The 13,342-nt window shown below is 74.3% G+C and carries 1 protein-coding gene and 1 pseudogene; one reads left to right on the top strand and one right to left on the bottom strand.

What is annotated here, in order from left to right; translation table 11 throughout:
* Positions 1 to 60: 60 nt before the first annotated feature.
* Positions 61 to 2,838 carry a helix-turn-helix transcriptional regulator gene (locus ABTY62_RS24625; RefSeq protein ID WP_352131597.1) on the bottom strand — a complete coding sequence of 926 codons (2,778 nt, stop codon included), beginning with the start codon at positions 2,836 to 2,838 and terminating at the stop codon, positions 61 to 63.
* A 285-nt stretch (positions 2,839 to 3,123) separates the two neighbouring features.
* Here ABTY62_RS24625 and ABTY62_RS24620 point away from each other — a divergent pair.
* Positions 3,124 to 13,239: pseudogene (locus tag ABTY62_RS24620) on the top strand (SDR family NAD(P)-dependent oxidoreductase); the annotation flags it as partial.
* Between the last annotated feature and the right edge of the window lie 103 nt (positions 13,240 to 13,342).

Below are 13,342 nucleotides of genomic sequence, written 5' to 3'. Positions count from 1 at the left end.
ATCGGCATCTCCAACCTGCGGACTTCCGTGGATTCACGGACGGTGTGTTCGAACGGCTCGTCAGAACGAGGACAGCTCTTTGTGGTTTGTCGCCGGTGTCCCCACCGGGCCGATCAGGCTCTTCGGCAGTTGCTGGCGACGGCTGATGCGCAGCTTGCGGTAAACACGCGTCAGATGCTGCTCGACCGTGCTCATCGTCACGCACAGCCGTACCGCGATCTCGCGGTTCGAGTTGCCGTTCGCGGCGAGGATGGCCACGCGCAGCTCCGACTCGCTGAGCCCCGCTCCCTGGTCGCGGCCGGGCGGGTCCGGCCGGTCCCCGCCGCACATCGCCTGCCGGGGCAGAATGCTGTCGCACAGCGCCTTGGCACCGCACTCCTCGGCCATCCGCCACGCCCTGCGCCTCACGTTGTTGGCCCGGACCGACTCGCCGACACTCTGGTAGGCGGCCCCCAGGTCGGCGAGCGCCCGGGCGAGTTCGAGCCGGTCCCCGCACTGCTGGAGCACCTCGACGGCCTGGGTGAGCAGGTGCGGGCGCTCCGGCGCGGCGGCGACCCGGGCCCGGAGCCGCAGCGAGACGCCCCGGGTGTGCGGGTCGCTCCACAGGCGGGCACAGGACAGCTGTTCCGTGATCATCCGCGCCGCCCCGGGGCGCTCGCCGAGCCGCAGGAACGCCTGGGCGGCGTCGGCGCGCCAGGGCAGCAGGGCGGGGTGGTCCAGGCCCCAGCGCTGTGCCATACGGCCGGTGGCCAGGAAGTCGCGGAGCGCGGCGCGGGTGTGGTCGGTGGCCAGGTGGTAGTGGCCGCGGGCGCGGAGGTACGCCAGGCCGTACACGCTCTGGAACAGCGCGGCCGGCACCGGGTGGTGCAGCACGCGGGCCGCGTCGTGGTACCGGCCCATGGCGGTGTACGCGTGGAGCCGGGAGGCGAGCGGGCCTCCGACGAGGACGCTGCCGCCGCGGCCGGGCAGGCAGGCCAGGGCCTGCCGGGCGCGCTCCTCGGCGTCCGGCAGGGCCCCCTTGCGCAGGGCGATCTCGGCGAGGATGGCGAGGAACTCCGCCTCCCAGCCCGGCGAGCGCCGGGTCGTGGCCTCCTTCAGCAGCCGGTGGCACCACTCGTCGGCCTCGGCCGTCCGGCCGGCCCGCAGCAGGGTCCGTACGGCGTTGGCCACCACCGCCAGCGTGCCGTCCAGCAGCGGGCAGGCGCGCAGCCGCCGTTCGGCCTCGTCGGCGGCGGCCTCGCTGGTGCCGTGGCCGGGGATGCCCCAGATGGCGGTGGCCGTGCCGACGCCGGGGGTCTCGTCCCAGGGCTCGCGGGGGGCGGCGGCGTCGGGCGGGGGCGGCGGCCGGTTCTCCTCGGGCTCGACGGGCCAGGGGCAGGGGTGCACCACCGACGGCCTCGCCGGGTCGGGATCCGGCCCTGGACCGCTGTGCGGGTGGCCGGCCGCCTCCAGCCGGGCCCGCGCCCGGCTCGCCTCCTCCAGTCGGCCGAAGCCGATCAGCAGCCGTTCGAGCGGGGCCGTGTCGCCGTCCGCCAGTGCGCCGGTGTGCAGGTCGGCGAGCGTCTCGCCGACGTGGTGCTCGGCGGCGGAGGGGTTGACCCGCCAGAGGGCGGCGGCGAGCGCGATCCGGGTCGCGGCCCGCTGGGGCGGCTCCTGGCAGGCGCGGCAGGCGAGATCCAGATAGCGGATCGCCGCGGGCGCGTCGTCGTCCACCAGGGCCTCGGCGGCGGCGTCGCGCAGTACGGCGACCGCCCAGGCGGGGGCCGTGGGCTGGGCGGCGAGCAGATGCTCGCCGACCTCGGTGGCCCGGGCGCCCTGGTCGTGCAGCAGCAGGGCGCTGCGCTCGTGCAGCAGCCGCCGGTCGTCGGCGTCCAGGTGGTCGAGTGCGGCGGCGGTGACGACCGGGTGCCGGTAGCGGTGTCCGTCCGTCAGCCCGCTCAGTTCCAGGACCTGGAGGGCGCGGGCCACCGCGGCCGTGTCCAGTCCCGGGAGCCGGCTCAGCAGGGCGGGGGTGGCGGAGGGGCCGAGCACGGCCAGCGCCCCGGCGACGTCCCGGGTGGGTGTGCCGGTGCGGGCCAGACAGGCCGCCACCGCCTGGTGGAACGGTCCCCCGGCGGTGGGCCGCGGGCCCCGGCCGCCGGTGTCCGGCGCCGCCCACCGGTCCTGGAGCAGGGCCCGCAGCAACAGCGGATTGCCGCCGGTCATGGCGAAGCACTCGGCGCCGCGGCGGCCGTCCGCCTGCTGGTCGCCGAGGGTGCCGAGGGTGCCGAGGGTTCCGACCAGCCTGGTCACGCCTTCGGGGCTGAGCGGGTCCAGCCTGATGCGCCGGAAGCCGGGGTGGCGCAGCAGTTCGGTGCCGAGCAGCGGGTCGCCGCCCCGGCCGTACGGGCCCTCCGTGCCGATCAGCAGGATCCTGGCCGAGCGGGCGTGGTGTGCGAGATGCAACAGCTGCCGCAGCGATGGCTGGTCCGCGTGGTGCAGATCGTCGACCGCGATCACCAGCGGCGCGGATATGGAGAGCGCACGCAGCGGCTCCGTGACGTCGGCCGCGTCCTGTGCCGGGGCGAGCCGCAGCCGCTCGCGGGTCCGGTCCGGCAGCGCCGGGTGCTCGGCCAGCCGCCGTACGAGCCCGAGAGGAGTGGCGCGGTCGCCGGGCAGACCGGGCACGTCGAGGACCACCGCACCGGATTCGGCCGCGATCCCGAGGAATCGCTTCAGGAATTCGCTCTTGCCGCACCCTGGCCCGCCCTCGGCGATCAACAGCCGGAATGCGCCTGCCGCACACTCATGAAGCGTCGCCTCTGCCAGGGCTGTGTGCGCGCTCCGTTCAATGAGCATGGCCCTCCAGGACTCATGTCACATCTCATGACTACTTCCGGACCGCAGTGTGTTCCGGCGCGCTCGAGTCTCGGCGGAGTCGCCCTCGCGCGGCGGCGGAGCCCCGCCCGCCTCGCTCCGACGGCCTGCGGGCAGCGCCCGGCCTTCCCGGCCAGGGGCGGTTAGGGGGTTCTACGGCGCCGTGGGCCTCCTTAGGGTCCCAGTGCCCGCTCAGCTCGTCCTCGCCTCCCAGGGAGTTCTATGACCGGCGGACATCCCGGCAGCCCGGATGGCGAGCCGATCGCGATCGTGGGGTACGCGTGCCGACTGCCGAAGTCGCCCGATCCCGAGGGCTTCTGGCGACTGCTCCGCGACGGCGAGGACGCCGTCACATGGCTGCCGTGCGATCGTCGGACCCTCTTCGCGGAACCCGGAGAACGGCCGTCGAGGACTCCCCGCCGGGGGGCCTTCCTCGACGGCATCGACCACTTCGACTCGTCCTTCTTCGGGATGGCACCGCAGGACGCCGCGGCCATGGATCCTCAGCGGCGCCTCGCGCTGGAGCTGGGCTGGGAGGCCCTGGAAGACGCCGGGGTGGTGATCGACCGCGTCAAGAACGGCGAGACCGGAGTCTTCCTCGGCGCGGCGCGCGAGGACGACGTCGCTGTACTGCGCCCGCAGGGCGTGGAAGCGCCTCCCAAGACGGATCGGGACACCATCGCCGACACGGTCGCCGCCTTCCTCGGCACCACCGGCCCGAGCCTCGCGGTCGACGCCGCCCAGGTGTCCGCGCTCGCCGCCGTACACGCGGCCGGGGAGAGTCTGCGCCGGGGGGAGTGTTCGCTCGCCCTCGCCGGTGGCGTGCGGCTGCGCATCGGGTGGGATGAAGACGGGCCCGACCGCCTGGCGGAGGAGGCGCCGGTACCCGGCGAGGGTGGCTGCCTGTTCGTCATGAAACGGCTCTCCCTGGCCCTCGCCGACGGCGACCGGGTCCGGTGCGTGATCCTGGGCGGCGCGGTCCGCGACGGCCGCGGCGAGGAGCCGGCCGTCCCACAAGGTGTCACACAGGCCCAGGTGTTGCGTGACGCGTGTGCTCGGGCCGGTGTCGCTCCCGGCCACCTCTCCTATTTCACGGTCGACGGCGGCGGAGCCTCGGCCGAGGACGGCATCGGGGCGGCCACGCGGGCGCTGCTCCGCTCCGGCAGGGCGCACGACGCCGGGGCGGCGACGGATTCGGCCGATACCGGCATCGGTCGGCTGGGCAGCGTCGCGGGGGTGGCGGGACTTCTCAAGAGTGTGCTGTCGATCGAACACCGCTGCCTGCCGCCTGACCCCGGTGACATCCGCCGCTTGCCGCGCCCGTGGCCCGGGGCGGAGGGCGTGCCGCTGTTGGCCGGTGTGCTGGCGTCCGGGGCGGATGGCACGCACTGCCACCTCGTACTCGGCGAAGCCCCGCCGGCCACCCGCGGCACGCCCTCCGCCCCGGGCCCGGCCCGGTCCCGGCGGGCGACAGGGCGCGGCGGCGCTCGACCGGCCACGCTCGTCCCCTGGGTGCTGTCCGGCCGGACCCCCGCCGCGCTGCGGGCGCAGGCGCGGCGGCTGCTCGACCATGTGGCGGGGCGCCCCGAGTCGGCGCCGGAGGACGTCGGGTACTCGCTGGCGACCACCCGGGCGTCCTTCGAACACCGGGCGGTGGTCCTCGGCGCCGGTGCTGAGGACCTCATGGACGGCCTGGAGGCGGTGGCCGCGGGGCGGGACGACCCGCGCCTCGTCCTGGGCCGGACGGTCCCCGACACCGGGCCGGTGTTCGTCTTCCCCGGTCAGGGCCCGCAGTGGCCGGGGATGGCGCGGGAGCTGCTGCGGACTTCCGCGGTGTTCCGGGAGGGCGTGGAGGCCTGCGCCGCGGCGTTCGAGCCGTACCTCGACTGGTCGTTGCTCAGCTTGCTGAGCCGCGAGGAGCCCGACGCGGCTGCCTGGCAGCGGGCTGACGTGGTGCAACCCGCCTTGTTCACCACGATGATGTCGCTGGTCGGCCTCTGGCGTTCCCACGGCGTCGAACCGGCCGCCGTGATCGGGCACTGTGTCGGCGAGGTCGTGGCCGCCTGTGCCGCCAGCGGGCTGTCGCCGGCGGACGGGGCTCGTGTCGTGGCGCTGTGGAGCAGGGCCCAGGCGAGGCTCTCCGGGCGCGGGGCGATGGCCTCGGTGCTGCTGCCCGAGGAACAGGTGCGCTCACGGCTGCGGCCCTGGGGAGAGCGCTTGGCCGTCGCCGCGGTCAACGGGCCCAATTCCACGGTGGTTTCCGGTGACGGCGACGCCGTCCGCCAGTTCGTCACGGAGGTCTCCGCCCTGGGGGTTCGCGCCCGCCCGGTCGCGATCGATCTCGCCACGCACTCCCCGCAGACGGACGAGCTGATGGACGAAATCCGGAGTGCGTTGGCGTCCATCAGGCCCCGGTCGTCCCCCATCCCCTTCTATTCCACGGTCGTCGCCGGCCGATTGGACACCAAGGAGCTGGATGCCGACTACTGGTGCCGGAATCTGCGCCGGACCGTCCGGTTCGAGCAGGCGGCCCGGCTGGCGCTCGGCCACGGGCATCGGCTGTTCGTCGAGCTGAGCCCGCATCCGGTACTGGCCATGGGGTTGCGGGACACCTTCGAGGATGCCGCGCCGGATGCCGTGGTCGTGGGCACGCTGCGCCGCGACCGGGGCGGCATGGAGCAGTTTCTCCACTCCCTGGCGCGCGCTCACGTCCACGGTGTCCAGGTGGACTGGGCGCCGGTGTTCTCCGCGCCCGGCGTCCGGCGGGTGGACCTGCCCACGTACGCGTTCCAGCGGCAGCCCTGCCGACCGCGCACGCCCGGCGACGTGTCCGCCGTGACCGGCTCACCTCGCCCGGCGGGCCGGTTCTCCGGTCTGCCCGAAGCGGAGCGGCGCCGCCGCCTGCTGGCGCTCGTACGGAGCCAGGTGGCCGAGGTGTTGCGGCTGCCCGGAGCCGGCGCGGTGGATCCGGAGCGCAGCTTCGAGGAGATCGGCCTCGACTCGGCGGCCGCGCTCGAGCTGCGCGACGGCCTCGGTTCCGCCACCGGATTGCGGCTGCCGGCCATCGTGGCCTTCAACCACCCCACCGCGGGGGCGCTGGCCGGCCATCTGGGCGCGCTGCTGGGCGACACGCAGCCCTCGGCCGGCCCGCCGCCGGTGAGAAGTCCGGCCGATTCCGCCGGTGAGCCGATCGCGATCGTCGGGATGGCCTGCCGGTTCGCGGGGGGCGTGCGCTCTCCGGAAGACCTCTGGCAACTGGTCGCCTCCGGCAGCGAGATCACTCCGGGCTTCCCCGACGACCGGGGATGGGATCTGGACGCCCTCTACGACCCGGATCCGGACCGGGCGGGCACCACATACGCGCGCGGTGGCAGGTTTCTGGCCGACGCCGCGGACTTCGACGCGGGCTTCTTCGGAATCAGTCCGCGCGAGGCCCTGGCGATGGATCCGCATCAGCGGCTGATGCTGGAGGCCTCCTGGGAGGTGTTCGAACGGGCCGGGATCGATCCGGCCACCCTGCGCGGCAGCCGGACCGCCGTGTTCGCCGGGGCGTACGACCAGGGCTATGTGCCGAGACCGTACCGGGCGCCGGAGGAGCTTGAGGGGTATCTGCTGACCGGTGGCATGGGCGGTGTCGTCTCAGGACGGATCGCGTACGCCTTCGGTCTGCGGGGCCCGGCGGTCACCGTGGACACGGCGTGCTCGTCGTCGCTGGTGGCCGTGCACCTGGCCGGCCGGGCGCTGCGCTCGGGCGAGTGCGGACTGGCGCTGGCCGGCGGGGTCTCGGTCGTCGCGGATCCCGGGCTCCTCGTGGAGTTCTCCCGGCAGAGAGCCCTGTCGGCGGACGGGCGGTGCAAGGCGTACTCCGCCGACGGGGACGGCTTCGGCATCGCCGAGGGGGTGGGCGTGCTGCTCCTCGAGCGGCTGTCGGACGCGCGGCATGCCGGACATCCGGTGCTCGCGGTGATCCGGGGCAGTGCGATCAACCAGGACGGGGCGAGCAATGGGCTGACGGCGCCGAACGGGCTGTCCCAGGAGCAGGTGATCCACGCGGCCCTCGCGGACGCCCGCCTGTGCGCCGCGGACGTCGACGCCGTCGAGGGGCACGGCACGGGCACCGGGCTCGGTGATCCGATCGAGGCGCATGCGCTGCTGGCCGCCTACGGTCGGGGACGCTCGGCGGAACGCCCGCTGTGGCTGGGGTCGCTGAAGTCCAATATCGGGCACACCCAGGCCACGGCCGGAGTCGCCGGCGTGATCAAGACGGTGCTGGCGCTGCGGCACCGGACGCTCCCGGCCACTCTGCACGTGGCGGAGCCCTCGCCGCATGTGGACTGGGCGGACGGCGCCGTCCGGCTGGTGGCCGAGGCGACGCCCTGGCCCCGCGGCGGACGGCCGGGGCGGGCCGGGGTCTCCTCGTTCGGCATCAGCGGCACCAACGCCCATCTGATCCTGGAAGAAGCCCCCGAACAGCAACGAGATCCCGCCGCCGGGGGCAGTGGCGCGGAGCACCCCTCCACGGCGCTGCCCGTCGTGCCGTGGGCGTTGTCGGCCAGAAGCCCTCAGGCGCTGCGGGACCAGGCACGCAGGCTGCGGAGTTTTGTGGCGGACGAACGGGGCGCCGGGCCACTCGACGTCGGGTATGCCCTGGCCACCACCCGATCGATGCTCGAGCACCGTGCGGTGGTCCTCGCCGCGGACCACGACGGCTTCGTGCGCGGTCTGGAAGCGCTGGCGCACGGGAAACCGGCGCCGGAGGTCGTCGAAGGCCGGGGGCCGGCCCCTGCCGGAGCCGCCCCCGCCGTGGTCTTCGTCTTCCCCGGCCAGGGTGTGCAGTGGGCGGGGATGGCCACCGAACTGCTGGCTTCGTCGGCGGTGTTCGCCGAGCGGATGGCGGCGTGTGCCGAGGCCCTGGCCCCGTACGTCGACTGGTCGCTGCCCGAGGTGCTGTGCGGGGCGGCGGGCGCGCCGCCACTGGACCGCGTCGAGGTGATCCAGCCCGTGCTGTTCTCGGTCAACGTCTCCCTCGCCGCGCTGTGGCGGTCCTGCGGCGTGGAACCCGACGCGGTCGTCGGGCACTCCCAGGGGGAGATCGCCGCGGCGCATGTCGCGGGGGCCCTGTCCCTGGAGGACGCGGCGCGGGTGGTGGCTCTGCGCAGCCGGGCGGTCGGCGCCCTGGCCGGTCGCGGGGGCATGGTGTCGCTGCCTCGGGCGGCCGAGGAGGTCACCGCGTCCCCGCAGTGGGAGGACTTGAAGGACCGGTTGGCGGTGGCGGCGGTCAACGGCCCCGGTACCACCGTGGTCTCCGGGGACGCCGAGGCCGTGGCGGAACTGATGGCCGCGTACCAGGCCGAGGGGGTGGAAGCCCGGCGGATCGCCGTGGATTACGCCTCGCACTGCCCCCAGGTCGAGGCCGTCGAGCACCGTCTGATCGACGCGCTCTGCGGCATCGCCCCGCGCCCCGCCCGGATTCCCTTCTACTCCACCGTAGCGGCCGGCCCGATCGACACCGCCGAGCTCACCGCGGAGTACTGGTACCGCAATCTGCGGCACACCGTACGATTCCAGCAGGCCGCCGAGGCCCTGGCGACGGCGGGTCACCGGGTGTTCGTCGAGGTCAGCCCCCACCCGGCGCTGGCGGCGGGACTACAGGAAACCCTGGACCGCAGCGGTGTCGACGACGCCGTCGTGGTGGGGTCGCTGCGCCGTGGCCAGGGCGGGATGCCGCGCTTCCTGACGTCGCTGGCGCAGGTCCACACGGCCGGTGTCGGAGTGGACTGGCCGAAGGTCTTCGCCACGGCGCTCGCCGGCCGGCCGGCGCCGAGGAGGGTGGAGCTGCCGACCTACGCCTTCCAGCGGGAGCGCTACTGGCTGGAGCCGCCCGCCCCGCCCGGGGACACGGCGGCCTTGGGCGTGGACGCGGCCGATCACCCTCTGCTGGGCGCCGTCGTCGAACTGGCCGACGGCCGCGAGACGGTGTTCACCAGCCGGATCTCACTGCGGACGCATCCCTGGCTGGCCGACCACGCGGTGGCCGGTGTGGTGCTGCTGCCGGGCACGGCGCTCGTCGAGCTGGCGCTCCGGGCCGGGGAGCAGGTCGGCTGTGACCGGGTGGAGGAGTTGGCCCTGGAGACCCCCGTCGCCATCCCGGAAGGTGGCTCGGTAGTGGTGCGGCTCCAGGTCAAGGCTCCCGAGGCGGCCGGGCGGCGGGCGCTGGCCGTGTACGCCCGGGTCGACGACGGCTCGGCCGCCGCACCCGCGCGCGGAGAGTGGACCCCGCACGCCACCGGTGTGCTGACCGAGGCGGACACCGAGGCCGGCCCGGCCACGGCGCGGGCGGTGTGCGACGCCGACGGAGTGTGGCCGCCGACCGGAGCGGTCCCGATCGGCCTCGATGACGTCTACGAACGGCTGGCCGCTCTCGGCTACGGGTACGGACCCGAGTTCCAAGGGCTGCGGGCGGCTTGGCGGCACGGCGGGGACATGGTGGCCGAGGTGTGCCTTCCGGGCGCGCAGGCCGCCGAGTCCGACCGGTTCGCGGTGCATCCCGCCCTGTGGGACGCCGCCTTGCACCCGCTCGCGCTCGGCCTGGCGGAGGGGTGGGACACGCGGCGGATCCGGCTGCCGTTCGTCTGGAGCGGGCTGACCCTGCACTCCCGCGGTGCCTCGGCGCTGCGTGTGCGGCTGTCGCCGCTGCGGCCGGACGAGGTCGCCATGGCCGTGGCCGACGACCGCGGCCGGCCGGTGGCCACCGTACGGTCACTGGTGCTGCGCCCGGTCTCCGACGAGCAGCTCCAGGCCGCCCGCACCGGCCGGGCCGCCGGGATCTTCCAGTTGGAGTGGAACCCGGCCGTGGCCCCCGAGCCTTCCGTCACGGCCGGGAGTGACCGCTGGGCGGTCCTGGGCCCGGACCCGCTCGGTGTCGCCGAGGCTCTGGGCGGCGCCGGTGGCCCGGTGGACGTGTACGCGGATCCGGCCCGGCTGGGTGAGGCCGTCGCCACGGGCGCTGCGCTCCCGGACACGGTGATCGTCCCCGTCCTAGCGGACGGAGCGCAGGTCTTCCTCGCCGATGGCGCATCCGGGTCGGGGATCTGGACGGACCGCGGTGCGGCCGGGGCGGTGCACACCGGGGTGTACCGGGTCCTGGATCTGCTGCGGTCCTGGCTTGCCGAGGAGCGGTTCACCGCCGTCCGGCTGGTGGTGCTCACGCGCGGCGCCGTCGCGGTGGCTCCCGGAGAGGGCGGACGGGACCTGGCGCACGCTCCGGTCTGGGGGTTGGTGCGCTCGGCGCAGGCGGAACACCCCGGCCGGTTCGTGCTCGCCGATGTCGACGGGCAGGCCGCTTCGCTCGCCGCGCTCCCGTCTGCCCTGACCAGCGGGGAGCCGCGAATCGCCGTACGGGCCGGCGCCGTCCACCTTCCGGCTCTGGCCCGCGCGGGCCGCGACGACGCCCTGCCGCCTCCGGCCCGGGCACGGTCCTGGCGGTTGGAACTGCCGCCCGCGGGCACGGTGGAGAGCCTGGCCCTGGCGCCGTGCTCCACGGCGGTGGCCCCGCTGGAGCCGGGACAGGTACGGATCGCCGTACGGGCCGCCGGCCTGAACTTCCGCGACGTCGCCGTCGCGCACGGTCTGGTGACCGGTCAGGAAGGCATGGGCCTCGAAGGTGCCGGGTTCGTCACCGAGGTGGGGCCGCGGGTCCGCGGACTTGCCGTGGGCGACCGGGTCATGGGCGTCTTCACCGGGGCCTTCGGCCCCGTGGCGATCGCCGATCGGCGGCTGCTCGCCCGTATCCCGGCCGGCTGGTCGTTCGCCCGGGCCGCGTCGGTCCCGGTCGTGTTCCTCACCGCCTACCACGCGCTCGTCGACCTGGCGGAGCTGCGGCCGGGCGAATCCCTGCTGGTGCACGCCGCGGCCGGCGGGGTGGGCATGGCCGCCGTTCAACTCGCCCGCCACCTCGGCGCGGAGGTGTTCGCCACCGCCGCGCCCGGGAAATGGGACGTCCTGCGGTCCATGGGAATCGGCGACGACCGGATCGCCTCCTCCCGCGCCGTGGACTTCGAACAGCGGATCATGGCCGCCACGCGGAAGCGCGGCGTGGACGTGGTCCTGAACTGCCTGACGCGGGAGTTCGTGGACGCGTCGCTGCGCCTGCTGCCACGCGGCGGTCACTTCCTCGAGATGGGCAAGACGGACGTCCGCGATCCCCGTGACGTGGCGGCGGGCCACCGTGGCGTCGCGTACCGGGCCTTCGACCTGCTGACGGTCGCGCCCGAGCGGATCGAGCGGATGCTGACCGAACTGCTGGCCCTGTTCGAACGCGGTGTGCTCCGTCCGCTGCCGGTCACCGCCTGGGACGTGCGGCAGGCCCCGGAAGCGTTCCGGTTCCTCGGCCGGGGCCGGCACGTGGGCAAGAATGTGCTCACCGTGCCTCGCCCGCTCGCCCCTGACGGGACGGTGCTCATCACCGGCGGCACAGGGGGCCTGGGCGGGCTGGTGGCCCGGCACCTGGTGGCCGCTCACGCGGTACGGCACCTGATCCTGGCCGGCCGGCGGGGCGTCGAGGCCGAGGGCGTGGCCCGACTCGCCGCTGACCTGCAGGAGTCGGGCGCCGAGGTGTCGGTGGTGGCATGTGACGCGGCCGACCGTGACGCACTCGCCCGCCTCCTCGCCACCGTCCCGGACCGGCATCCCCTGACGGCCGTCATCCACGCGGCCGGTGTCCTGGACGACGGCGTGCTCACCTCGCTCACCCCCGAACGGTGCGAAGCCGTTCTGCGAGCCAAGGTGGATGCGGCGCTGAACCTTCACGCGCTCACCCAGGACGCCGATCTGGCGGCCTTCGTCCTGTTCTCCTCGACCGCGGGCGTGCTGGGCCATCCCGGCCAGAGCAACTACGCGGCAGCCAACGCGTTCCTCGACGCCCTCGCCGAACACCGCCGCGGGCAGGGGCTCCCCGCCGTCTCGCTGGCCTGGGGCCTGTGGGCCCGGAGCACCGGTATGACCGGACGCATGAGCGACACCGACCGAGCCCGCATGGCGCGCGAGGGCGTGACCCCCATGACCGTGCAGGAGGGCTTGTCCCTGTTCGACACCGGACGGGCCTCGCACCACCCCTTCCTCATCGCCGCCCGGCTGAACATCCCGGCGCTCATCGCCCCGGCCGCGGCAGGGCCACGACGGCCGTCGCGCGGCTCGGCACACGGCCGCGCCGGCCGGAACGCGGATGCCCCGGCGGGGACCCGTGACCGTCTGTTCCGGCTTCCTCCGGAAGGGCAGGACCAGGCTCTTCTGGAACTGGTCCGCACCCACGCCGCCACCGTCCTCGGCCACACCGGGACCGGCACGATCGAGGCGAAGCGCGAATTCCGCGCCATGGGGTTCGACTCCCTGACGGTGATCGAGCTGCGTAACCGGCTGGTACACGCGACTGGTTGCCGACTGCCCGCCACGGTCGTCTTCGACCACCCCACGCCCCTGGCCCTGGCACAGGATCTGCTGACGCGGCTGACGGCGGGGAATCCTGATGCCGCGAGCGGTGTCACCGAGGACAGCGGAGGGGGCGAGGCGGCAGCTGATGAGGACGCACCCGACACCGTCTCTTCGATGTTCCTCGATTCCTGCACGTCCGGGCGGGCCGGCGCGGGCATCGAACTGATCAAAGCCGCCTCCCGGCTCCGCCCCACCTTCGACCTCCCCGGCGGCGAATGCCGGCTGCCGGAGGCCACTCGGCTCGCGCGGGGTGACAAACGGCCTCTCCTGGTGTGCTTTCCCACGATCGCGGGCCCGCCCGATCACCGCCATTACGCCGGCTTCGCCTCGGCCCTGGAGAACAGACACGACGTATGGCATGTGCCGCTGCCGGGTTTCGCCGCGGGCGAGCGCCTTCCCGCGACCGTGGACGCGGTCGCCGAGATGCTTTCCCACACCGCGCGAGAATGCGCCGACGGGGCTCCGTTCGCGCTCGTCGGACAGTGCGCGGGGGGCTGGTTCGCGCATGAGGTGGCCCACCGTCTGGAGAGCCTCGGGACGGCCCCGGCGGGTGTGGTGCTCATGGACACCTACCCGCCCGACGACTCGGCCCTGGTCTTCGAGACGGCGATGAACAACGGTATGTGGGAACGGGTGCGGTCCCTCGTCCAGGTGGACCACGCGATGGTCAGCGCGATGGGCGGATATCTTCGGGTCTTCGCCGACTGGGCACCGGCCGAGATCGCCACGCCGACCCTCCTGCTGCGCGCGCGGGATCCGTTTCCCGGAAGGACGGGAGAGCCGCTGGAGGGCTTCGACGTCCGACCCTCCTGGACACTTCCGCACACCGTCGTCGATGTGCCGGGCAATCACCTCAACATGCTGGCCGACCACGCCGGTTCGACGGCGCGGTGCGTCCATGAGTGGCTCATGACGGTGGGCGGGGGCTGAGCCGCGGATTTCCGGCCGGATGACCACTCCGCGCCCGACTCCGAGAACAGAAAGAACAGAGAACGAC

This window comes from Streptomyces sp. NPDC097640 (assembly GCF_040302705.1).
GTDB lineage: Bacteria > Actinomycetota > Actinomycetes > Streptomycetales > Streptomycetaceae > Streptomyces.
The sequence above is the reverse complement of the archived record's forward strand: the minus strand, read 5'-3'. Positions and strand labels throughout refer to the sequence as shown.